Raw genomic sequence first — 21,409 nt, forward strand, 5'->3', positions numbered from 1 at the left:
CCCGCGGGACTGCTCACCCGGGTGGTCAGTGCGGTGCGGTCGCGGCGTCCAGCTGGTGCAGGCGCACGATCGCCGCGTCCCGGGACGTGACTCCCAGCTTGCGGTAGGCGGCCTTCAGGTGGGACTTCACGGTGTTGTAGGAGATGAAGAGCTGGTCGGCGATCTCGCGCTGCTGGAGCCCGTCCGCGGCGAGCCGGAGCACGACGACCTCCCGCTCGGACAGCTCCTCGCCGAACTCCGTGGCGTGCCGCGACGGCGCCGTCAGCGCGGCACGCAGGGCCGCCGCGCGCGCGACCAGCCCGCCCGCGTCAGGGACCCGGTCGAGGACCTCCTGTGCCCGGTCGACGGCCTCGAGCGCGCCGGGACCGTGCCCGACGAGTCGCTCGGTCGCGGCGAGCAGGAGGAACGCGTCGGCGAGCCAGGTGCTGCGCGGCATGTCCGCCAGGATGTCGATCGCCAGGCGCAGCTCGACCAGCGCGCCCTGCGGGTCGCCCCGTCGGCGCGCGCGCTCCCCTCCCGCGAGGAGCAGGACGGCGGCGGCCACCGACCGGTCCGCACCCACGTTGCGGAGCACGTCGGCACGACGGTCCAGCAGCGGGTCGGCGTGGGACGGGGCTCCGGCCGACGCCTCCGCCAGGCCGAGGGTCCCGACGGCCAGCGCGAGCATGATCGGGTGGGCGTCGGAGATCTCCCCCACCGCGTGCCGCAGCGTGACGGTGGCCTCCGCACCCTGCCCCGCCAGGTACTGCGCCTGCCCGAGACAGGCCAGCGCGATGCCGTGCCAGGTGGAGTTCGGCGCGGCGGCGACCGCGCCCTGCGCCGACGCCAGCGCCCGCCCCACGTCGTTGACCCCCGTGACGCTCTCCAGGAAGTCGACCCGGAACCCCAGCGGGAGCCCGGTCGCGTCCAGGGCGCCCAGGTCGCCCGTGCGCGCGACGTCGAGCCAGTCCGCCGCGTCGTCGAGCTGGTTCGCCAGGCTCGCCGCCACGGCCCGGACGAACGCGAGCTCCGGATCGCGCAGAGCCTCCGGCCACGAGAGCGCCGCGAGCCAGCGCCCGATGTTCGCCCCGCGCCCGCTCACGGACATCGGCTGGACCTGCCCCGCCACCAGGCGTGACGCGAGGTGCACGTCGCGCGACGCGATCGCGTGGTCCGTCGCGGCCTCGAGATCACCGGCCGCCTCGAGCCACCGGGCGGCCCGCGCGTGCAGCACCGGCACGAGGGTCGGCTTCGACCTCGTCAGCTCGACCCGCAAGGCCTCCGTGAACAGCTGGTGAGGGTGGTACCACTCGCCCGCGCTGTCCACCGAGATGAACAGGTTCGCCCGCTCGAGGTCGGCCAGCAGGGCGCCCGAGCCGGTGGTCCCCGTGACCGCGTCGCACAGCGACCCGGTGAAGCGACCGAGGATCGAGACCTGGAGCAGGAAGTCCCGGGTCTCCGGATCGAGCAGGTCGAGCACGTCCTGCGCGAGGTAGTCGACGACGTGGCGGCTCGCGCCGGAGAACTGCTCGATGAAGGTGGCGCGCCCGCGCTCCGGCATGAGCAGCGAGGCCAGCCGCAGCGGGGCGGGCCAGCCGCCCGTGCGCTCCGCCAGCTGGTGGCCCTCCGTCGGCGTCAGCTCGGGGAGCCCGATGCCGTCGAAGAAGCTCGCCACCTCGGCCTCGTCGAACCGCAGCGCATCGGCCCGGACCTCGACCAGGTCGCCGCCGGCGCGCAATCGCGCCACGCCGAGGGCTGGGTCCGACCGGGTCGAGACCACCAGCTGGACCCGCTCCGGGCGGTAGCGCATGAACTCGGCGAGCAGCGCACTGATCTCGGGCGTCTCCGCGCGGTGGTAGTCGTCGAGGACGAGCACCACGTCGTCGGTGCCGGCGGACAGCGCGTCGAGCAGCCGCGGCAGCGCCAGGTCGCCGATCCGGCGGGGCCGCGCGCGCATCGCGCTCACCGTGACCTCGGTGACGTCGGGCTCCACGCCGGACAGGGCCGCGGCCACGTGCGTCCAGAACCGTCCCGGCTCACAGTCCCCGGCGTCGAGCGACACCCAGGCGAACCGGCCGGGACCGTCGGTCTGCACCCACTCGGCCAGCAAGGTGGTCTTGCCGAACCCGGCCGGGGCGGAGACGAGCGTCAGGCTCCGGTGCCCGCCCGCGCGCAGGGCCCCCAGCAGCCCCGAACGACTCACGGAACCACGGGGCAGACGCGGGGGGACCAGCTTGGCCCGGACCACGCCCCGCTCTGCCGTCTGCCGGAGCGGACGTGCCTGTTCAGAGCCGATGCCGTGCGTCACGAAACTCTCCCCAGGGCTACGTGAATCGCACCCTAGTCCCCGCGGCACCGATGCGGACACACAGGTCATCCAGGACACGCTCACCCGGGTGATCCGTGCCGGGGGTGATCCCGCGACCTGCCCGGCCGCCGCACGATCGCACGGAGGCCCGCACCGTGGGTCTCGCGACCTCGCGGGCGTCAGCTCGACGGTCACGCCACGACGAAGGAGACCGCCATGGGCTTGACGACGACGTTCGGGAGCGGAGACATCCTGCTCTTCATGCTCGAGTTCTTCCTGTTCATCATCTGGTTCTGGCTGCTGATCGCCATCTTCGGGGACCTCTTCCGCGACGACGAGACCGGCGGTGGCGCCAAGGCCCTGTGGGTCGTCTTCCTGATCCTGCTGCCGTTCCTCGGGATCCTGCTGTACCTGATCGTGCGCGGGAAGGGCATGGGCACCCGCCAGGCAGCCCAGATGCAGGCCGCACAGTCCGCGTTCGACGACCGGATCAGGAGCGCGACCTCGTCGTCGGCACCCGCCGACCAGATCGCCAAGGCCAAGGCGCTGCTCGACTCCGGCGCGATCGACGAGGCCGAGTTCGCCAAGCTCAAGGCCTCGGCCCTCGCCTGAGGCCCTGGCACGACAGAGGGATGATCCGATGACAGACACACCGCTGGACCAGCTGGGACCTGTCGACTACGTGGTGGTCGAGTTCCCCGCTGGGCAGAGCAGCTTCACCGGCGAGATGATCGACGAGCTGATCTCGCTCGTCGACGCGGGAACCATCCGCGTGATCGACGTGCTGATCCTCACCAAGAACGAGGACGGGTCGGTCGACGCCCTCGAGCTGTCCGACCTCCCGCAGCTGGGTGAGCTGGAGAAGCTCGAGGCCCAGCTGGCCGAGCTCCTCGCGGCCGACGACGTCGAGCACCTCGCGGCCGCGATGGACCCCGGGAGCACGGCCGGCGTCCTCATCTGGGAGAACCTGTGGGCCGCTGGGTTCGCGTCGGCGGCGCGCCGGTCCGGCGGGCAGCTCATCGCCGACGGCCGCATCCCGATCCAGGCGATCCTCGCCTCGATCGAGGCCGACCTCGCCCTCGACGCACAGGAGGTCTGACATGCCGCTGAGACCAGCACGCATCGGCCGGGTCGGCGTGATCGGCCACCCCGTCGCCAAGACGGCCGTCGTCGCCAAGGCCGTCACACCGGGACCTGCCCCGGTCGCCAAGACCGCGGTGGTGGCCGCCGCGGTCACGCCCGGCCGACGGCGACGCATCTAGGTCCGCCGCACCCGTCCCGCGGTGGCGGCGGCGACGGGCGCAGAACCGTGGCGGCCCGGCGACCAGATCGTCGGGCCGCCACGGCACGGACCGGCCCCGCACACCCCCGATCCGACACCTGGTGGGACCGGTGTCCGCCCAGTGACCCACCGCGGTTGCGGCCCGTCCGAGCGGGTGAAGACTGGGCCGTTCGGCAGGGGCAGCCGAACGGCAACGAGGCTCGCAGGCACCTCTGCACTGCTAGGGGGTGTTCCATGCGTTCTCGTCGTCACCTTGCGATGTCCCGCTCCGCGCACACGTCTGCGTTCGTCGCGCTCTGCGCCCTTGCGCTCGCCGTCCCCGCCGGCGCCGCCTCGGCTGCCCCGGACGATCCCGACGGCGAGGCCGCCGTCACGCAACAGCTCCAGGAGGTGCAGTCGCTCCCGTCGCAGTGGTGGTGGGACGAGTCCGGTCCGGACACCCGGCGGGCGAGGGCGCTGCTGCGGCAGATGACCCTCGACGAGAAGGTGGACATGCTCCACGGGGAGCTGAACAACTTCTACGGCTTCTACAACGGCCCGATCGAGCGCCTGGGCATCCCCGCCCTCACGATGGCCGACGGCCCGGCCGGGGTGCGCATCGCGAACCCCGCCGTGAACGACCAGGAAGCCACCCAGCTGCCCTCCCCGATCGCGCTGGCGGCCACGTGGGACACCGCGCTCGCCGAGCAGTACGGGCAGGTCGCCGGCGACGAGGCCTTCCGCACGGGCCACAACGTCCTGCTCTCCCCCGCCGTCGACATTGCCCGCGTAGCGCAGGCCGGCCGCGCGTTCGAGGCTCTCGGCGAGGACCCGCTGCTGTCCGGGACGATGGGTGCCGCCGAGATCCGGGGCATCCAGTCGCACCCCGTCGTGGCGGACATCAAGCACTACAACGTGTACACGCAGGAGACCAACCGCCTCAGCGGCGGGAACGCCGTGGTCGACGAGCGGGCGCTGCAGGAGATCTACACGCGACCGTTCGCGATCGGCGTCGAGCAGGGCCGACCGGGGTCCGCGATGTGCGCGTTCAACAAGGTCAACGGTGTGTACGCGTGCGAGAGCGACGAGCTGCTCAACCGCATCCTCAAGGCGCAGCTCGACTTCGAGGGCTGGGTGATGAGCGACTACGGCGCCACGCACAGCACCACGCAGGCGATCCTCGGCGGCCTGGACCAGGAGATGCCGGGCAACACCACCCCGCAGACCGGTCCCGGCGCCTGCTTCTTCTGCGGACCGCTCCTCGACGCCGTCCGCGCCGGGCAGGTGCCGGTCTCCCGGATCGACGACGCGGTCCTGCGGATCCTGCGGCCCATGTTCGCGCTCGGGCTCTTCGACAACCCGCCCGTCGTGTCGGCTCTGCCCGAGGCCGAGCACGGCGCGTTCGCGCGACAGGTGGCCGAACGGTCGGCCGTGCTGCTCAAGAACGACTCCGCGGCCCTTCCCTTGCAGGCGAACGTCGGGTCGATCGCCGTCATCGGCGCCGATGCCGACTCGGTCGTCGCCGGAGGGGGCAGCTCGCTGGTCAAGCCGACGTACACAGTGAGCCCGCTCGAAGGAATCCAGGCGCGTGCGGGTGCGGGGGTCCTCGTCCGGCACGTCGCCGGTGCCGACCCCGTGACGTCCGCGTCGCTCATCCCCGGTCCGGACCCCATCCCGTCGGACTTCCTGTCGACGGGCGCGGAGAACGGTCTGCGGGCCGAGTACTTCACCGAGCCGGACTTCACCGGGCCGATCGCCGACCGCACCGACCCCTACGCCGCCATCAACGCGGGGTTCTTCCTGTTCCAGGGGTTCAACGCGCAGTCGCCGCACTTCCCGCTGCAGACGCGGGACATGGCGGGGTCCATCCGCTGGACCGGCACGCTCACCGCTCCGGTCGACGGGACCTACGGCATCGCGGTCACCACGACGGGGAGCGCGACGGTCACCCTGGACGGTGCCGCAGTGCTCATCGCCGAGCCGACCGGTGAGGTGTCCACGACGAGCGTCGACGTGGACCTCGTCGCCGGCGTCGAGCACGAGCTGCTGGTCGAGTACGTCAACGACGGACCCGGCGGCACCGACGCGGGAGCCGTGTTCCAGCTCGGCTGGACCACCCCCGACGGCGTCGTCGCACCGCAGGCGCTCGCGGCGGCGGACCTCGCGCGCTCGTCGCAGGCCGCCGTCGTCCTGGTCCGCGACTACTCCAGCGAGGGTGGCGACAAGCCCGACCTCGACCTGCCCAACGGTCAGGCCGAGCTCATCCGCCAGGTCGCCGCGGCCAACCCCCGCACGGTCGTCGTGCTCGTCGCCGGGGGTGCCGTACAGACCTCCGACTGGGAGTCCGGCGTCCCGGCCATCATCCACTCCTGGTTCGGCGGTCAGGAGCAGGGCAACGCGCTCGCGGGCATCCTGTTCGGCGACGTCAACCCGTCCGGCCGGCTGCCGATCAGCCTGCCCGTCGACGAGGACAGCACCCCGGTGAGCACCCCGGAGCAGTACCCCGGCGTCGGGCTGGACCAGCTGTTCACAGAGGGCATCTACGTGGGCTACCGCGGGTACGAGGAGTTCGACATCACGCCGCAGTACTCGTTCGGGCACGGGCTCTCGTACACGACGTACGACTACCGCAACCTGCGCACCGCGCCGTCCGCGCAGGGGCTCCAGGTCAAGGTCGCCGTGCGGAACACCGGGGCGGTGACCGGCACCGAGACGGTGCAGGTGTACGTGGGCAACCTGCCGACCCGGCAGGTGCAGAGCGCCCCGAAGGTGCTGGCCGGATGGGCGACCGTGACGCTGCAGCCGGGTGAGCGACAGCAGGTCACCGTCGCGCTCAGCCCCGAGTCGGTGTCCTACTGGGACGTGGACCGTGACCGCTGGCGTACGCCGCGCGGTGACATCCCCGTGTACGTCGGGTCGTCGTCGACCGACATCCGCCTCACCGGCACGCTCCGGACCACGGGCCGCCCCGCGCGGTGACCCTGGTGAGAGGGCCCGGTCGTCCTGCAGTGCTCAGCGCAGGAACGACCGGGTCCGCCTCGCGGTCGTCTCCACGGCGCGCAGGCCGCGTGAACCCAGCGTCGGGTGCTCCTGGCGGCGCTCGACCCGCTCGGCCAGCCGACGGGCGATCGACGCCACGACGGGGAGCAGCACGATCACCACGACCATCAGTCGAATGCGACGGAACAGCAGAGCCCACATCGTTCCTCCGGTGATCCGGTGGGTCACCGACGCACGCTGCCCGACGCCGGGCTCCATGGTCCGCCCGGACGCACCCCGTCGCATCTCGGTCAGGAGCGCCGTCCCTCGGCGAGGAACGCCAGCCGGCGCAGCGCCTCGGTGTTGCGCGGGACCAGCGCGGCCGTGCGCAGGGGTCGCGGAACGAGGGTCCCAGGTCCGCGCACGGCGTCCTCGGCCATCTCCACGGTGCAGCCCCCGAGGCGTGGCCGGACCTGGATCCTGACGCGAGCCTCCCCGGCCGGCCACCCGCGTGCCTGCAGGTCGATGCCTCGCTCCGGGTCCCACCCGCGCGCCACCGTGACGTCGTCGAGCAGCGCCGGCCAGATGCCGACCGAGTGCGCGATCCGCGTCCCGGCGGCGGGCCACGCCGGGTCGACAGCCCGGATGCGCGACGTGCCGACGACCCACGTGGCGTAGCTCCAGCCGTCGGCCAGCACGTCCAGGACTGCCGACGGCGGACAGCTGAGGTCGCGGGTGACGGTGGCCATGGCTCGACGGTAGCCACGGTGCCCGCATCGGCAACCCGGCCGCGTCCGACGCGCGCGGGCACGGGGACAGCGGGACACTCGGCACGTGCCCGACTCCGAGCGCCTCGCCGCGTACCGGGCGAAGCGCGACCCCGCGCGGACGCCGGAACCGGTGCCCGACACGGACCCCGACCCATCGACGGCCGAGGGCCGGACGTTCGTCATCCAGGAGCACCACGCCCGCGCCCTGCACTGGGACTTCCGGCTCGAGCGCGACGGCGTCCTGGTGTCCTGGGCGGTGCCCAAGGGGCTCCCGCCGGACCCGAAGGCGAACCACCTGGCGGTCCACACTGAGGATCACCCCCTCGAGTACGCCACGTTCGAGGGCACGATCGGCGAGGGCGAGTACGGCGGTGGCCAGGTCACCGTCTGGGACCACGGCACCTACGAGGAGCTGAAGTGGACGGACCGGGAGGTCCAGGTCGTGCTCCACGGCGAACGGGTCCAGGGCAGGTACGTGCTGTTCGCGACGCGCTCGAAGGGCGCTCCCGACGACGGCCGGAGCTGGATGGTCCACCGGATGGACCCGCCGACGGACCCGGACTGGACGCCGCTGCCGACGCATGTCCTCCCGATGCTCGCGCGGCCGGGTGACCTGCCGCCGGACGACGGGACATGGGCGTACGAGATGGCCTGGGATGGGGTGCGCGTGCTCGCGCTCGTCGACGGTGGCCGCGTCCGGCTGCGCTCCGGCGACGACGATCTCACCGGCGCGTACCCCGAACTGGCCGGGCTGGGCGAGCAGCTCGGCTCCACGGTCGTGGCGCTCGATGGCGAGCTCGTCGCGCTCGACGCCTCCGGCGCACCCGATCACGGTCGGCTGCGCGAGCGGGAGGGCCTCACGGGAAGCGCCGCGCGGCACCTCGCCCGGACGCAGCCGGTGACCTACCTCGTCTACGACGTGCTGCACCTGGATGGGCATCCGACCGTGGAGCGGCCCTACGACGACCGGCGAGCCCTGCTGGACGGGCTCGGGATCGAGGGCCGGTCGTGGCGGGTGCCCCCGACGTTCGACGGGCCGGGTGCGGCGGTGCTGGCCGCCGCTGCGGCGAACGGGTTCGACGGGATCGTGGCGAAGCGGCGCTCGTCGACGTACCGGCCCGGTGTCAGCTCCTCGGACTGGTGCCGCGTGTCCTCGACCTGACGACCCGGACGGGCGGCAGGGGCGCGGGGTCGGCTCGCCCGCACAGGGCGTCCCGAGCGTCCCGAGCGTGCTCTCGCACCGCGCGCGCCCCCGCCGTCCTTCGTCAGGAGCCGGTGCCTGCCTCGGACGTGATCTGGGCGGTGTCGCCCGCGTGCTGGACCTCGATGCGCCGCGGCTTGGCCTCCTCGGCGACGGGGATGCTGAGCGTGAGCACGCCGTCCGCGTAGGTGGCCGAGATCGCGTCGAGGGCGAGGCCGCGGCTCACCGCGAGCTGTCGCGCGTACGTGCCGACGGGCCGTTCCTTCGCCAGCCACTGCACGTCCTGCTCCGTGTGCGGCGTGCGCTGCGCGCGGATGGTGAGCGTGCGGTCCTCGACGTTCACGTCGATGGTGCCCGGGTCGGCGCCCGGCAGGTCCACGTGCAGCACGTAGTGGTCCCCGGAGCGGTACAGGTCCATCGGCATGGTCGTGGACGCGCGCTCGGCGGACACGACCTGGGCGAACAGGCGGTCGAACTCCTGGAACGGGTCGAATCGCGTAGCCATGACCGTCACCTCCTTCACGGCGAGGCGCCGGACCGTCCGGGCCTCGGGTGCTGTCCGACCCCCGTGGCCGGACTGGCTACAACACAAAGAATTAGCACTCTCGAAGTGAGAGTGCCAGCCGTGCTCGGGCGGCGTTCGCGTGCGGCGAACGAGTCGTCCCGGCCGTGGCACGGCGCGCGTGCGGATCGGCGGCGGCGTAGCGTCGGGACGTCATGCGTGAGGCAGCCGCGCTGATCGACGAGCCGTCCACGATCCACACGCCGCGCCGGCGGAGTCCTCCGACGCGCGTGGTCGGACCGTCCGCGGTGGCCCCGGAAGGACACCCCCATGAGCGAGACAACCCTGAGCGGCTACCGAGTCCTGGCGATCGTCACCAACTACGGCGTCGAGCAGGACGAGCTCGTCGTGCCGGTCGAGCACCTGCGTGGGCGCGGCGCCACGGTTGTGGTCGCGGCCGCGTCGAGGGACGCGGTCCAGACCCTCGTCGGCGACAAGGACCCCGGCCGGACCGTGCAGCCGGACGCGACGTACGGCGACGCGGGGTCGGACTTCGACCTGCTCCTCATCCCTGGCGGCACACTGAACGCCGACGCCCTGCGGCTGGAGAGCGGCGCGCTCGACACGGTCCGCGCCTTCGCGTCGTCCGGCCGCCCGATCGCGGCGATCTGCCACGGCCCGTGGGCGCTGGCCGAGGCGGGCGTGGTCGAGGGACGGACGGTGACGTCGTACGCGTCGCTGCGTACCGACCTGCGCAACGCCGGGGCGACGTGGGTGGACCAGCCGGTCTCGATCGACGACGGCGGCCCGTTCACCCTGGTCACCTCGCGCACACCGGACGACCTGGACGACTTCCTGCCCGCCGTCGAGAAGGCGCTCGCCAGCAGCCACGAGGGGTGAGCCCGCCCGCTCCTGTCGCACGGTGGAGGATACGGACGACGAGCTGACCCGACGAACCGCAGAGGGCCGACCGATGCCGAGCCCCGTGCACGCGCTGCACGCGCGGGTCGAGCTGCGGATCCCCGACGCCGGACGTCGGCGGGAGGCACTGGACGTCCTGCACGATCACGAGGACCTCTTCCGTGCACCGGCCCGGCCGACACTCACGCTCGACGACCTCCACCACGCCAACCTCCTGCTCCGGCGGGGCACCAGCGGCTGGACCCTGGCCGGGCACGCCGCACGGCTCCCGAAGGGCGGGTCGGGCAGACTCGGTCCATGGGCTCGCACGCCTGGGTGCTGCACGTCGACCTCGACCAGTTCGTCGCGGCCGTCGAGGTGCTGCGCCGCCCGGACCTCGCCGGCAAGCCGGTCGTCGTCGGCGGCCGTGGTGACCCGACCGAGCGGGGTGTCGTCTCCACCGCGTCCTACGAGGCACGGGTCTTCGGGGTGCGTTCCGGGATGCCGTTGCGCATCGCTGCCCGCAAGCTGCCCGACGCCGTGTTCCTTCCCGTGGACGCCCCGGAGTACGAGGCCGCCTCCGACCGGGTGATGGCGACCTTGCGCACGCTCGACGTCGTCGTCGAGGTGCTCGGCTGGGACGAGGCGTTCCTCGGTGCGCAGACCGACGACCCGGAGGGGCTGGCCCGGGACGCGCAGGCGGCCGTCCTGCGCGAGACGCGGCTGCACTGCTCGGTGGGCATCGGTGACAACAAGGTCCGCGCGAAGATCGCCACCGAGTTCGGCAAGCCGGCCGGGGTGTTCCGGCTGACCGCCGAGAACTGGTTCGACGTCATGGGTCACCGCCCCACGATCGACCTGTGGGGCGTCGGGACGAAGGTGTCGCGCCGCCTCACGACGCTCGGCGTCACCACCGTGCAGGAGCTGGCCGACGCTCCGGCCGACGCCCTGGTCGCCGAGTTCGGGCCGAAGATGGGTGTCTGGTACCACGAGCTCGGGCAGGGCCTCGGGCCGACGACCGTGGACGACGCCCCCTGGGTGCCGCGCGGGCACAGCCGCGAGACGACGTTCCAGCAGAACCTCACGGATGCGGAGCAGGTACGGGACGCGGTCCGGACGATGGCGCGCGAGGTGGTCGACGACACGGCGCAGGACGGCCGACCGGTCGTGCGGGTCGGCCTGAAGGTGCGCTACGCGCCGTTCGTCACCACGACCATGAGCCGCAAGCTCCCCGCCGCCACGCGTGACCCCGAGACGATCGTCGACGCTGTCCTGGCGCTCGCCGACAAGGTCGAGGACCGGGAGATCCGGCTGCTCGGCGTCCGGGCAGAGATGGCGATGCCCGACGACGCGGACCCGGCCGACCGCACTCCGGTGCGCGGCCGGATCTAGGCACGTCCACCATGCGAGAGTCCCGGCCGAACTCTTGACCGTGGCGGACGGCGCGTGCTCGTCTGTGCCCGCCGCGACCGAGCCGACCTGGGAGGAGCCTTCGATGACCGCTGTCCGCGTCACCGCGCTCCCGTCCCGTCGCGCCGCCCTCGCGCTGCGTTCCTGTCCGGCCTGCTGTCAGCAGCACTGACGCTCCCACCCGGCCCGCGCCGGGAGCAGGCCCGTCCGACCCACGCCTCGACGCGTCCGGGTCGGCCCGCAGACGCACCCCCGAGAGGCACCACCATGAGCATCGACCTGTCCCCCCGTCCCGACACCGTCGCCGCCCCGCTCGACGTCGACCAGCTCAGCGCGCTGACCCGTGCGCTCGCCGCGCAGCCCGACCTGTGGCAGCCCCTGGTCCAGTTCCAGGAGAGCGGCCGCTGGTGGACCCGGCTGGACGCCCCGCCCGGGGTCGACGTCTGGCTGCTCACCTGGCTCCCGTCCCAGGGCACCGAGCTGCACGACCACGGCACCTCGGCCGCGGCGTTCACGATCGTCGCCGGCACCCTCACGGAGGTCCGTCCGACCTCCGACGGTGACCTCGTACCGCAGCAGTTCCCCGCCGACCGGACCCAGACGGTCGACCCGGGTGACCGTCACGACGTGCTCAACACCGGGACCGAGGCGGCTGTGAGCATCCACGCCTACTCCCCGCCCCTGACCCGGATGACGTACTGGGCGACTGCCCCGGACGGCACGCTCGTCCCCTCGCGCACGGTCGAGACCGACGAGCCGGAGTCGGACAAGTGACCCGCCGTCGGACCATCGACGACGTCCTGGCGGAGGCCCGGGCAGGGCTGCACCGGCTCGACCCGACCGACGCGTGGGACGCCCTGGCGGCGGGCGCGCTGCTCATCGACATCCGCCCGGCGGCCCAGCGCGCGACCGAGGGCGAGGTGCCGCAGGCGGTCGTGATCGAGCGGAACGTGCTCGAGTGGCGGCTCGATCCGGCCAGCGACCACCGCATCCCGGCCGCGACCGGCTACGACGTCCAGGTCGTCGTGCTCTGCTCGGAGGGCTACACGTCCAGCCTGGCTGCCGCCGCGCTCGCGGACCTCGGGCTGCACCGCGCGACCGACGTCGTGGGCGGCTTCCACGCGTGGGCCGCAGCAGGGCTCCCCGTCGTCGGAGGGACACGCGGCCCGCTCGTCGTGTCGGGAGTGCACGCGCCACGCCTCTGAGAGGAAGGGCTGGGCACCGGCACGGACGAGTGATAGACCGGGTGACAACCGTGACACCCGCTCTCTCGTCCGAGGAGATCTCATGCGATCGTCCAGGCCGACCGGCTCGCTGGTGGCGCTCGTCGCCGCCGTCGCCCTCGCACTGGGGGTGGGCGTCGCGCCCGCCTCGGCTCACCCTCCGCACCCCGGCCAGGGCGACAAGGTGCCGGTGGCCACCGGCACCGGCGGGGCCGTCACCACCGTCGACGCCGACGCGACCCGCGTCGGCCTGGACGTGCTGCGCCGGGGCGGGAACGCGGTGGATGCCGCGGTCGCGGCGGCGGCGACGCTCGGTGTCACCGAGCCGTTCTCGTCGGGCATCGGCGGCGGTGGCTTCTTCGTCTACTACGAGGCGGCGACCGGTCAGGTCCACACCATCGACGGCCGCGAGACCGCCCCGATGGCGATGCAGAGCAACGCATTCGTCGAGAACGGCGTGCCGATCCCGTTCGCCGACGCCGTCACGTCGGGACTGTCCGTCGGCGTGCCCGGCACGCCGCGGACGTGGGCGACCGCTCTCGACCAGTGGGGGTCCATCGATCTCCGCACCGCGCTGCGCGGGGCCACCGACGTGGCGCGTCGCGGGTTCGTGGTCGACCAGACGTTCGTCGACCAGACGACCGCGAACGTCGCGCGGTTCTCCGCCTTCCGGTCCTCGTCGGACCTCTTCCTGCGCCGGGGCGCCCCACCGGCGGTCGGGTCGGTCTTCCGCAACCGCGACCTGGCCGACACCTACGACCTGTTGGCCCGCAAGGGTGTCGACGCGCTCTACACCGGCCGGCTCGCCCAGGAGATCGTCCGGACGGTCCAGGACCCACCCGTCGGTCGCCGCAGCACGCTCGTCGTGCGCCCCGGACTGCTGGAGCTCGGCGACCTCGCGTCCTACCAGTCGCCGCTGCGGGCTCCGACGCTCGTCTCCTACCGCGGCCTCGACGTCTACGGGATGGCGCCGCCGTCGTCCGGCGGCTCCACCGTCGGCGAGGCGCTGAACATCCTGGAGGCCTCCGACCTCGGCGACCCGACGCAGACGCTCCACCACTACCTGGAGGCCAGCGCCCTGGCGTTCGCCGACCGCAACCGGTACGTCGGCGACCCCGCGTTCGTGGACGTGCCGCTCGAGCAGCTGCTGTCCGACGGCTTCGCCGCGGAGCGCGCCTGCCTCATCAACCCCACGGCGGCGCTGACCAAGCCGGTCGCTCCTGGGGTCCCCGACGGCGACTACGCGTCGTGCGCGACCGCCGCCGCGGGCACCGAGGGCACCGACGGCCAGTCCACGACGCACCTGACCACCGCAGACCGCTGGGGCAACGTGGTGGCGTACACGCTCACCATCGAGTCGCTCGGCGGCAACGGCATCGTCGTGCCGGGGCGTGGCTTCCTGCTCAACAACGAGCTGACCGACTTCAACTTCACCGACACCCAGGGCGGCAACGACCCGAACCTGCCCGGCCCCGGCAAGCGGCCGCGCAGCTCGATGTCGCCGACGATCATCCTGGCCGACGGCGCACCGTTCCTGGCGCTGGGCTCCCCCGGTGGGTCGACCATCATCACGACGGTGCTGCAGGTCCTGGTGAACCGAGTGGACCTCGGCATGGACCTGCCGGCCGCCGTCGCGGCGCCGCGCGCGACCCAGCGCAACACCGTCGCGGTCCAGGCCGAGCCCGGCTTCGACCGGGCACCGCTGCAGGCTCTCGGCCACACGTTCGTGGACAACCCGGAGATCGGGGCGGTGACGGCAATCGAGTTCCTCGACGGCGGCGCGCTGCTGGCGGTCGCGGAACCGGTCCGGCGCGGCGGTGGCAGCGCCGCGGTGGTGCACGACAGCTGACATCACGCCGGCTCATTCGTCCGGCATGCAAGAAAGTTGACTAAACCCTCTGGTCAAGTCGGGATTATTGTTATACCCGGTGCATCGAACCCGCGCGGACTGTGCGGCGGGTTCATGAGAACCGAGATCGAGGACCCCGCCATGACCCATCAGACGTCGTCGCATCACCCCGGAGCACGAGTGGTGGTGCTGTCGGGCAACCCACGGGCGGGCTCGCGCACCACGGCCGCCGCGGTGCGCATCGGCGAGGAGACGGCACGGTTCCTCGGGTCCGAGCAGCCGGTCGAGACGATCGAGCTCGCGCGGTTCGCCGCCGAGATCCTGGCCGACGTGCACGCGACTGCCGACGAAGCGCTGCGCACGGTCGCCGAGGCCACGGTGCTCGTCGTCGCGACTCCCGTCTACAAGGCGTCATACACCGGTCTTCTGAAGGCGTTCCTCGACCTCTACGGCCCGGGCGGGCTGAGCGGCGTGGTCGCGGTGCCCGTCGTCGTCTCGGGCAACCCCGCGCACGCGCTCGTCGGCGAGGTGCACCTGCGGCCCCTGCTCGTCGAGCTCGGCGCCGTCGTCCCCACCCGGGCGCTGACCCTGGTCGAGTCGCAGCTCACGGACCTCGACCCCGTGGTCGAGCGCTGGTGGAACGACGGTGGCCGTGCTCTCGCGGCGCAGGTCGCGTCGGTCCCCGCCGACCTCACGGCGGCCCGCGCATGACCGCCGAGACGTTGCACGCCTTGGACCGCCTGCTCCGGGACCAGGACGAGCCGCAGCTGTCGCCCCAGCAGTACAAGGAGGTATTCCGCCTGCACCCCGCGGGGGTCGCGGTCGTCGCGCTGCGCGACGGCGAGCGCCGGATCGGGTTCACGGCGACCTCGGTCATCTCCGTCTCCGCCGCTCCCCCGCTGCTCGCGTTCTCGCTGGCGTCGACGTCCTCGTCGTGGGACGCCCTGTCCCGCGCACGCACCCTCACGGTGAGCTTCCTGTCGGCCGACCAGGACGACGTGTCGGCACGCTTCGCGACGAGCGGCATCGACCGGTTCGCCGCGGGCGGCTGGTACGACCTGGGCAGCGGCGAGCCCGTCATCGAGGGAGCGGTCTCCTGGGTCCGCGGTCGGGTGCTCCAGCGCACCCCGGTCGGCGACAGCTACCTCGTCTCGCTGCGGGCGCTCGAGCACGGCACGTCCGACGACACGACGCCGCTGGTCTACCACGACCGCAGCTACCACCGGATCGGGTCGCACACGGCGATCTGAGACCCAGCCTGCCCCGCACACAAGAGGAGCCCCCCGCCGCAGCGGGGGGCTCCTCTCCGTCTCAGTCGACCGCGGTGAACCCCGCGGGGCGCCGGGCGTCGGCCGGACCCCACAGGTCGGTCTTCACCTCGGCCTTGACCAGCGGGACCACCTCCTCCGCGAACCGCCGCAGGACGTCGTCCTGGTGGGCGGGCTCGAGGACGTGGTTGATCGAGACGGACTGCAGGTCGTGCCGGTAGCTGGCGTGGTAGTCGAGGATCTTCTCCGCGACGCGCTCGGGCGACCCGACGAGCGCCGGACCGCGCTCGACGGCCTCCTCGATGGTCCGGAAGCTGGTCACCTTGCCCACCGCGGCGGGGTCGTGCTTGCGCAGGTCCTGCCGCGCGACCGCCCCTTCGTAGAACGGGCGGTACTGCGCGATGGCCTGCTCGGTGGTGTCCGCCAGGAACAGCCCGCCCGAGCCGGAGCCGACGAACGCGTACGCCGGGTCGTGACCGTGCGCCGCGTACTGCTCCCGGTACCGGTCGATGAGCACCTGGTAGTTCTCGCGGGACTGCAGGGCGTTCGCGCTGACGATCGGGTCGCCGTGCTTGGCGGCAAGGTCGACCGCGAACTGCGAGGTCGCGGAGCCGTGCCAGATCCGGAACGGGCCCGAGAACGGCCGCGGCAGGGTGGTCGCGCCGTGCAGGTCGGGGCGGTGCCGGCCGACCCACTCGACGTCCTCGCGGCTGAGCAGCAGGCTGAGCAGCTCGTAGTTCTCCTCGAGGTACTCGTACTGCTTGTCGAGGTCGAGCCCGAGCAGCGGGTACTGCAGCGCCTCGTTGCCCTTGCCGATGACGATCTCGAGCCGGCCGCGACTGAGCTGGTCGATCGTGGCGTAGTCCTCGGCGACCCGGATCGGGTCCAGCAGGGACAGCACGGTCACCCCGGTGCTGAGCAGGATGCGGGAGGTGCTCGCGGCGAGCGCACCGAGCAGCACGGTGGGCGACGACGAGAGCACCTCGCCGGCGTGCCGCTCTCCCACCGCGAAGGCGTCGATGCCGAGCTGCTCGGCGAGCACGGCCGTCTCGACCACCCGTGCGAGCCGGTCGGCCGGCGGGACCGCCTCACCCGTGACGGGGTGCGGCGGGTTGAAGACGATGTCGAGAACCTGGAAACGCATGCTCTGTCCCTCCTCAGGCCGCGGTTCGCGCGGCGTCGCGGGCGGCGACCTCGTCGCGGACCAGCGGGATGACGTAGCGGCCGAAGTCGATGGCGTCGTCGAGCAGGTCGTACCCGCGGGCGGAGATCACGCTCACGCCCAGGTCGTAGTACGCCAGGAGCGCCTCCGCGACCTGCTCCGGCGTCCCGACCAGCGCGTTGGAGTTGCCGGCTCCCCCGGTGGCCTTCGCCGTCGCCGTCCAGAGGACCGAGTCGAACCGGTCCCCCTGCGCGGCGATCTCCAGAAGCCGCTGCGAGCCGGCGTTCTCGGGCTTGTCGATCGAGTGGCGTCGGCTCAGGACGCCACCGGCGGCCGCCTTGCGGGCCTCGATCGCGCCGAGGATCCGGTGCGCCTTCTCCCAGGCCAGCTCCTCGGTAGGCGCGATGATCGGCCGGAAGGCGGCGTGGATGCGCGGGGGCGTGGTCCGTCCCGCGGCGGCGGCCTCACGACGGATCCGCGCGATCTGCTCGGCGGTCCGGTCCAGCGGCTCGCCCCACACGGCGTAGATGTCCGCCTCGGCGGCACCGACCCGGTACGCGGCGTCGGACGACCCCCCGAAGGAGATCGTGGGCGAACGGCCGTCGACCGCCTTGGCGTCGAGCACGAAGTCGCGGAACTGATAGAACTCCCCGTCGTGGTCGAAGGGCTCGGCGCTGGTCCAGGCCCGCTTGACGATCTGGATGTACTCCTGGGTGCGCGCGTACCGCTGGTCCTTGGTGAGCGTGTCGCCCTCGCGCTGCTGCTCGTGGTCGTTGCCGCCGGTGATGAAGTGCACCGAGAGGCGACCGCCGGAGAGCTGGTCCAGCGTCGCGAACGACTTGGCGGCGAACGTGGGGTACGAGACATTCGGGCGGTGCGCGAGCAGCAGCTCGATCGAGTCGAGGCGCGCTGCCGCGTGGGCGGCCAGCACCGACGGCTCGGGGCCGCTGGAGCCGTACGCGAACAGCACGCGGGTCCAGCCGTTGTCCTCGTGGGCGCGCACGATCCGCTCCAGGTAGCGCAGGTCGAGCGGCGCCGTGGTGGGGACCTGCGTCTCCGAGGCGTTGCTGGTGGTGGCGATGCCGAGGAAGTCGACAGGCACGGTGGGGCTCCTTCTGGTGGTGGGGATCAGGCGCCCGAGGGCACCAGGTCGTGGGCGTCGGCAGACGCGTCGGCAGCTGCCGCGTCGGACATGTCGGCGTGCAGACCCCAGTCGGCCGCGAGCAGCTCGAACGAGCGGACGCGGTCGCGCGGGTCGTGGGTCTCGGTGGTGACCAGGAGCTCGTCGGCCCCGGTCACGCGCTGCAGGGTGGCCAGGCGGGCGACGACCTCGTCGGGCGTGCCGACGATGCGGGTGTCGATCCGGTCGCGCAGCACGTCCTGGTCGGCGGCGCTGCGCTGCTCCCACGGCGTCGTGGTCCCCGGCTCCGGGTACGCGATCGCCCCCTGGGCGCCACGCCGGATCGAGAGCACCCACTCCGCGAACGGGTCCGCGAGGTGCTGCGCCCGCTCGGTCGTCTCGGCGGCCAGCACGTCGGCGGAGACCACGACGTACGGCTCGGCCAGCACGCCCGGCCGGAAGGCAGCGCGGTACGCCTCGACGGTGCCGAGCACGTTCGACGGGCTGACGTGGTAGTTCGCCGCGAGCGGGAGACCGAGGGCGCCGGCGACACGCGCGCTCTCGCCCCCGCTCGAGGCCAGCACCCACAGGTCGAACGCCGCGCCGGCGACGGGCGGGCTGACGTAGGCGTTGCCGGCGCTGTCGACGTAGTCGTCGGCGAGCAGGCCGAGGACCAGCTCGAGCTCGGCGCGGAAGTCGTGGCCGGTGCGGCTGGCGCCGATGACCTCCTTCTGCGCGAGGATGCGGGCCCGCAGGGAGGAGTCCGTGAAGTCGATCGGCGGCGTGCCCGGGACGTGCAGGCCGTGGACGTCGCGCGCCTGGGTGGGCGGCGGCGGGGCGTTCCCCTCCGGGGGCGGTGTGAACGCGCGACCCAGCCCCAGGTCGACGCGGCCGGGGTGCAGTGCCGCGATGGTGCCGAACTGCTCGGCCGCGATCAGCGGGCTCGTCGTCCCCAGCAGCACGGCCCCCGAGCCCACCTTCAGGCGACGGGTGCGCTCGGCGGCGAGGGCTGCGAGGACCGCGGGAGAGGCGGACGCTACGCCAGGCGCAAGGTGGTGCTCCGCGAACCAGAGCCGGCGGTACCCGAGCCGGTCGGCCGCGACGGCGAGGTCGAGCGTGGCGCGCAAGGCGTCGGCGCCCGTCTGGCCGACGCCGACGGTCGCCAGCTCGAGGATGGACAGGGGCACGTTCGTGGTCATGGAAGGTCCTCCGTGGGGGTCGGGGTCAGGCCGGCAGGGCCGCGAACCGGGCGGCAGCGAAGGCGGGGTGCGTCGAGTAGGCGGGCTCGGACGCCAGGTCGGCGAGCACGCGTCCGAGGGCCGGCGCGAACTTGAAGCCGTGCCCCGAGAACCCGGCCGCGACGACCACGCGTCCGCGGCGGTCGAGGACGAAGTCGTGGTCCGGCGTCGTGGTGTACGTGCAGGAGATCGGGACGAGGTGGTCGGGGTCGGCGCCCGGCACCCACTGCGCCACGTAGTCGCGCAGCTGCCGCAGCTGGTGCGGCTCGGGGGTGAACGTCCGCCGGTCGGGATCGGTGCGAGGTCCGACGCCGTGGAAACCCACCTTGATCCCCTCGCCCGGGGTCGCCAGGCCGTAGACGCCGCTGGGCCAGGGGTGCGGGGCGGGCGGGTCGTGCGTGAACGACGGCCACAGATCCGCGGCGGGCGCGTCCAGTCGCAGCGCGAAGTGCGCAGGCTGCTCCTGGGTCACCACCAGCCGGTCGGCCAGCTCGGGGATGCCGGCGAGCAGCCCGGAGGTCCAGGCACCGACCGCCACGACGACGCTCGTCGCCTGCCACGTGCCGGTGTCGGTGACCACCCGCACCCCGTCGCCGGTCTGCTCGACCGCGCGCACGGGTGTCTCGTGCAGCACCCGGGCACCCGCGGCAGCGGCGGCCTGGAGGAACGCCTCGACGGCGCGGTCGGCGTGCACCCGGCCCGCCGTGCTCGTCTCGTGCAGGACGTCACCCTCGAACGCGAGGCCCGGCCAGCGCGCGTGAGCCTCGGCGGCGGACAGCCACTCGTGCGGGATGCCCCGCGCGACGAACGCGTCCGCCACCTGACGGGACGCCACGGAGCCCTGGCTCACGCCGCCGGTGATCGTCAGCAGCTCCCCGACCGCGGGTGCCTCGTCCTCGAGCACCCGCCACAGGTCGAACGCCTCCTGCACCAGGTCCAGGTACTCGGCGCGGGCGTAGGTGTTCCGGTAGATCCGGGACGCACCGTGCGACGCGCCCCACGTGTGCCCGCGCCCGAACCGTTCGAGCAGGACGACCTGCCGTCCGCGCCTGGCCAGCTGCCACGCGGCCGCGGCACCCATGACCCCGCCGCCGACGACGACGTGGTCCACGTGCTCGCTCATCTGCTCCTCCTGCTCGTGTGGGTCGGCCGGCTGGGCGACCCCCGTCCACCCAGCCGGCCGTGTGAGGCGACTCCCCCAGCCGCCTCGTCTGTGGGGTCAGTCCGTCTTGGGCAGACCGGGCGGGTTCGTCTCGGACTGCTCGATGGCCTCGTCCTGCAGGCCCCACCGCTCCAGCACCTCGGTGTAGGTGCCGTCCTCGAACGCGTGGTTGAGCGCCGCGGTGATGGCCGGTGCCAGCCCGTTGCCCTTGAGGGTGCCGACGGCGATCTGCGCGGTCGCGGGCCAGCCGCCGTTGAGCGTGCCGATCACCTTGAAGTCCTGCGGGGACACGGCGGCCTTGTACGCGGCCGTCGCGTTCGGGCCGAACGAGACGTCGATGCGGCCCGACTGCAGCGCGAGGATCGTGTCGCCGTCGTTCTCGAAGTACTCGACCTTGGCGGCCTCGAGCCCGGCCGCCTGGTTCTCCTCGTCCCAGGCGAGCAGGATCTTCTCCTGGTTGGTGCCCGAGCCCACTGCGACCGTCAGGCCGGCGATGTCCTTCGGCTCGGAGATCTCCGTGAGGTCGTCGTTGTCGGCGCGCACGAGCCAGCCCAGCTGGTCGTTGCGGTAGGACGAGAAGTCGTAGAGCTCCTTGCGCTCCTCGGTGACCGTGACGTTCGAGATGACCGCGTCCACGGCGCCGGACTGCACGGCGAGCGGCCAGTCGGCCCACGCCTTGACCTCGTGCTTCAGCTGCAGACCGAGTGCGTCGGCCACCAGCTGTGCGATGTCGGTCTCGTTGCCGATGGGCGTCTTCTCGTCGTCGGCAAGGAACGCGAGCGGGGCCACGTAGGCGCTCACGGCAACCGTCAGCGTGCCCTTCTCCTTGACCCCCGCCGGCAGGAGCGCGATCGCCTCGGCCGACTCGGTCGCGTGGATGCGGTCCTGGTCCGCGGTGGTGTTGACGGTGAGCCCGGCCGCCTGCGCGGCCTCCTGGAGGTCGCCGCCACCGGGCTCGGCCTCGGCGCTCGAGGAGCAGGCCGCGAGCCCTGCGAGCAGAGGCGTCAGGACGAGCGCGGCGAGCAGCCGGGTGCGGGACGAGCGGGCGGTGGTGGTGGTGGACATCATCTTCTCTCT

Annotated in this window: 21 protein-coding genes; 12 read left to right on the top strand and 9 right to left on the bottom strand. The window is 72.9% G+C overall.

Annotated features, from left to right (window positions below):
• Positions 1–25: 25 nt before the first annotated feature.
• A complete protein-coding gene (locus tag J2X26_RS15410; protein WP_307493585.1) occupies positions 26–2,182 on the bottom strand; it encodes a LuxR C-terminal-related transcriptional regulator in 2,157 nt (718 codons plus the stop codon).
• Between the two features lie 321 nt (positions 2,183–2,503).
• Between J2X26_RS15410 and J2X26_RS15415 the strand changes: the two genes are divergently transcribed.
• The 4 genes from J2X26_RS15415 to J2X26_RS15430 all read left to right on the top strand — a co-directional run bounded on the left by J2X26_RS15415 (position 2,504) and on the right by J2X26_RS15430 (position 6,527).
• On the top strand, positions 2,504–2,899 hold the full coding sequence (locus J2X26_RS15415; RefSeq protein ID WP_307493586.1) for an SHOCT domain-containing protein: 396 nt from the start codon (positions 2,504–2,506) through the stop codon (positions 2,897–2,899).
• 28 nt (positions 2,900–2,927) lie between these two features.
• The gene (locus J2X26_RS15420) at positions 2,928–3,386 is read left to right on the top strand and encodes a DUF6325 family protein (protein ID WP_307493587.1); all 459 of its coding nucleotides are present in this window, start codon (positions 2,928–2,930) and stop codon (positions 3,384–3,386) included.
• Between the two features lies 1 nt (position 3,387).
• Positions 3,388–3,549 carry a hypothetical protein gene (locus J2X26_RS15425; RefSeq protein ID WP_307493588.1) on the top strand — a complete coding sequence of 54 codons (162 nt, stop codon included), beginning with the start codon at positions 3,388–3,390 and terminating at the stop codon, positions 3,547–3,549.
• A gap of 254 nt (positions 3,550–3,803) precedes the next feature.
• On the top strand, positions 3,804–6,527 hold the full coding sequence (locus J2X26_RS15430; RefSeq protein ID WP_307493589.1) for a glycoside hydrolase family 3 C-terminal domain-containing protein: 2,724 nt from the start codon (positions 3,804–3,806) through the stop codon (positions 6,525–6,527).
• Positions 6,528–6,560: 33 nt separating this feature from the next.
• Here J2X26_RS15430 and J2X26_RS15435 read toward each other — a convergent pair whose 3' ends face one another.
• Positions 6,561–6,716: a hypothetical protein gene (locus J2X26_RS15435; protein WP_307493590.1), complete on the bottom strand. Its 156-nt coding sequence runs from the start codon at positions 6,714–6,716 to the stop codon at positions 6,561–6,563.
• 122 nt (positions 6,717–6,838) lie between these two features.
• Complete coding sequence (locus tag J2X26_RS15440) at positions 6,839–7,276, bottom strand: SRPBCC family protein (protein ID WP_307493591.1); 438 nt, start codon at positions 7,274–7,276, stop codon at positions 6,839–6,841.
• A gap of 85 nt (positions 7,277–7,361) precedes the next feature.
• On the opposite strand from J2X26_RS15440, the gene J2X26_RS15445 reads away from it, so the two are divergent.
• Positions 7,362–8,459, top strand: coding sequence for a DNA polymerase ligase N-terminal domain-containing protein (locus J2X26_RS15445; RefSeq protein WP_307493592.1), 1,098 nt, complete (start codon positions 7,362–7,364; stop codon positions 8,457–8,459).
• 103 nt (positions 8,460–8,562) lie between these two features.
• Here J2X26_RS15445 and J2X26_RS15450 read toward each other — a convergent pair whose 3' ends face one another.
• The gene (locus J2X26_RS15450; RefSeq protein WP_307493593.1) at positions 8,563–9,003 is read right to left on the bottom strand and encodes an Hsp20/alpha crystallin family protein; all 441 of its coding nucleotides are present in this window, start codon (positions 9,001–9,003) and stop codon (positions 8,563–8,565) included.
• A gap of 327 nt (positions 9,004–9,330) precedes the next feature.
• Between J2X26_RS15450 and J2X26_RS15455 the strand changes: the two genes are divergently transcribed.
• The 7 genes from J2X26_RS15455 to J2X26_RS15485 all read left to right on the top strand — a co-directional run bounded on the left by J2X26_RS15455 (position 9,331) and on the right by J2X26_RS15485 (position 15,632).
• A complete protein-coding gene (locus J2X26_RS15455; RefSeq protein WP_307493594.1) occupies positions 9,331–9,900 on the top strand; it encodes a type 1 glutamine amidotransferase domain-containing protein in 570 nt (189 codons plus the stop codon).
• Positions 9,901–10,218: 318 nt separating this feature from the next.
• Positions 10,219–11,292 carry a DNA polymerase IV gene (locus J2X26_RS15460; RefSeq protein ID WP_307493595.1) on the top strand — a complete coding sequence of 358 codons (1,074 nt, stop codon included), beginning with the start codon at positions 10,219–10,221 and terminating at the stop codon, positions 11,290–11,292.
• 285 nt (positions 11,293–11,577) lie between these two features.
• Positions 11,578–12,084 (top strand): cysteine dioxygenase, encoded by a 507-nt coding sequence (locus tag J2X26_RS15465; RefSeq protein ID WP_307493596.1) that lies wholly within the window; start codon positions 11,578–11,580, stop codon positions 12,082–12,084.
• Positions 12,081–12,515, top strand: a complete 435-nt coding sequence (locus J2X26_RS15470; RefSeq protein WP_307493597.1) for a rhodanese-like domain-containing protein — start codon at positions 12,081–12,083, stop codon at positions 12,513–12,515. Before J2X26_RS15465 ends, J2X26_RS15470 begins: the two co-directional genes overlap by 4 nt.
• An 82-nt stretch (positions 12,516–12,597) precedes the next feature.
• A complete protein-coding gene (ggt, locus tag J2X26_RS15475) occupies positions 12,598–14,382 on the top strand; it encodes a gamma-glutamyltransferase (RefSeq protein WP_307493598.1) in 1,785 nt (594 codons plus the stop codon).
• Between the two features lie 141 nt (positions 14,383–14,523).
• Positions 14,524–15,093: an NADPH-dependent FMN reductase gene (locus J2X26_RS15480; protein WP_307493599.1), complete on the top strand. Its 570-nt coding sequence runs from the start codon at positions 14,524–14,526 to the stop codon at positions 15,091–15,093.
• A complete protein-coding gene (locus J2X26_RS15485) occupies positions 15,090–15,632 on the top strand; it encodes a flavin reductase family protein (protein WP_307493600.1) in 543 nt (180 codons plus the stop codon). The genes J2X26_RS15480 and J2X26_RS15485 overlap by 4 nt, the downstream gene beginning before the upstream one ends.
• A gap of 61 nt (positions 15,633–15,693) precedes the next feature.
• Here J2X26_RS15485 and J2X26_RS15490 read toward each other — a convergent pair whose 3' ends face one another.
• From J2X26_RS15490 to J2X26_RS15510, 5 genes are all read right to left on the bottom strand, one after another.
• The gene (locus J2X26_RS15490; protein WP_307493601.1) at positions 15,694–16,794 is read right to left on the bottom strand and encodes an LLM class flavin-dependent oxidoreductase; all 1,101 of its coding nucleotides are present in this window, start codon (positions 16,792–16,794) and stop codon (positions 15,694–15,696) included.
• Positions 16,795–16,807: 13 nt separating this feature from the next.
• Positions 16,808–17,914 carry an LLM class flavin-dependent oxidoreductase gene (locus tag J2X26_RS15495; RefSeq protein WP_307493602.1) on the bottom strand — a complete coding sequence of 369 codons (1,107 nt, stop codon included), beginning with the start codon at positions 17,912–17,914 and terminating at the stop codon, positions 16,808–16,810.
• Positions 17,915–17,940: 26 nt separating this feature from the next.
• Entirely contained in the window at positions 17,941–19,131 is a 1,191-nt protein-coding gene (locus J2X26_RS15500) for an LLM class flavin-dependent oxidoreductase (RefSeq protein WP_307493603.1), read from the bottom strand.
• A gap of 25 nt (positions 19,132–19,156) precedes the next feature.
• On the bottom strand, positions 19,157–20,293 hold the full coding sequence (solA, locus tag J2X26_RS15505) for an N-methyl-L-tryptophan oxidase (protein ID WP_307493604.1): 1,137 nt from the start codon (positions 20,291–20,293) through the stop codon (positions 19,157–19,159).
• Between the two features lie 96 nt (positions 20,294–20,389).
• Positions 20,390–21,397: an ABC transporter substrate-binding protein gene (locus J2X26_RS15510; protein WP_307493605.1), complete on the bottom strand. Its 1,008-nt coding sequence runs from the start codon at positions 21,395–21,397 to the stop codon at positions 20,390–20,392.
• Positions 21,398–21,409: the final 12 nt, after the last annotated feature.

Source organism: Cellulomonas humilata, from assembly GCF_030814415.1.
GTDB lineage: Bacteria > Actinomycetota > Actinomycetes > Actinomycetales > Cellulomonadaceae > Cellulomonas > Cellulomonas humilata_A.

Excerpts from the sequence above, each read along its gene's own strand:
- J2X26_RS15415 (WP_307493586.1), top strand. The coding sequence starts at position 2,504 with ATGGGCTTGACGACGACGTTCGGGAGCGGAGACATCCTGCTCTTCATG.
- J2X26_RS15420 (WP_307493587.1), top strand. The coding sequence starts at position 2,928 with ATGACAGACACACCGCTGGACCAGCTGGGACCTGTCGACTACGTGGTG.
- J2X26_RS15425 (WP_307493588.1), top strand. The coding sequence starts at position 3,388 with ATGCCGCTGAGACCAGCACGCATCGGCCGGGTCGGCGTGATCGGCCAC.
- J2X26_RS15430 (WP_307493589.1), top strand. The coding sequence starts at position 3,804 with ATGCGTTCTCGTCGTCACCTTGCGATGTCCCGCTCCGCGCACACGTCT.
- J2X26_RS15435 (WP_307493590.1), bottom strand. The coding sequence starts at position 6,716 with ATGGTCGTGGTGATCGTGCTGCTCCCCGTCGTGGCGTCGATCGCCCGT.
- J2X26_RS15440 (WP_307493591.1), bottom strand. The coding sequence starts at position 7,276 with ATGGCCACCGTCACCCGCGACCTCAGCTGTCCGCCGTCGGCAGTCCTG.
- J2X26_RS15450 (WP_307493593.1), bottom strand. The coding sequence starts at position 9,003 with ATGGCTACGCGATTCGACCCGTTCCAGGAGTTCGACCGCCTGTTCGCC.
- J2X26_RS15455 (WP_307493594.1), top strand. The coding sequence starts at position 9,331 with ATGAGCGAGACAACCCTGAGCGGCTACCGAGTCCTGGCGATCGTCACC.
- J2X26_RS15460 (WP_307493595.1), top strand. The coding sequence starts at position 10,219 with ATGGGCTCGCACGCCTGGGTGCTGCACGTCGACCTCGACCAGTTCGTC.
- J2X26_RS15465 (WP_307493596.1), top strand. The coding sequence starts at position 11,578 with ATGAGCATCGACCTGTCCCCCCGTCCCGACACCGTCGCCGCCCCGCTC.
- ggt (WP_307493598.1), top strand. The coding sequence starts at position 12,598 with ATGCGATCGTCCAGGCCGACCGGCTCGCTGGTGGCGCTCGTCGCCGCC.
- J2X26_RS15480 (WP_307493599.1), top strand. The coding sequence starts at position 14,524 with ATGACCCATCAGACGTCGTCGCATCACCCCGGAGCACGAGTGGTGGTG.
- J2X26_RS15485 (WP_307493600.1), top strand. The coding sequence starts at position 15,090 with ATGACCGCCGAGACGTTGCACGCCTTGGACCGCCTGCTCCGGGACCAG.
- J2X26_RS15490 (WP_307493601.1), bottom strand. The coding sequence starts at position 16,794 with ATGCGTTTCCAGGTTCTCGACATCGTCTTCAACCCGCCGCACCCCGTC.
- J2X26_RS15500 (WP_307493603.1), bottom strand. The coding sequence starts at position 19,131 with ATGACCACGAACGTGCCCCTGTCCATCCTCGAGCTGGCGACCGTCGGC.
- solA (WP_307493604.1), bottom strand. The coding sequence starts at position 20,293 with ATGAGCGAGCACGTGGACCACGTCGTCGTCGGCGGCGGGGTCATGGGT.
- J2X26_RS15510 (WP_307493605.1), bottom strand. The coding sequence starts at position 21,397 with ATGTCCACCACCACCACCGCCCGCTCGTCCCGCACCCGGCTGCTCGCC.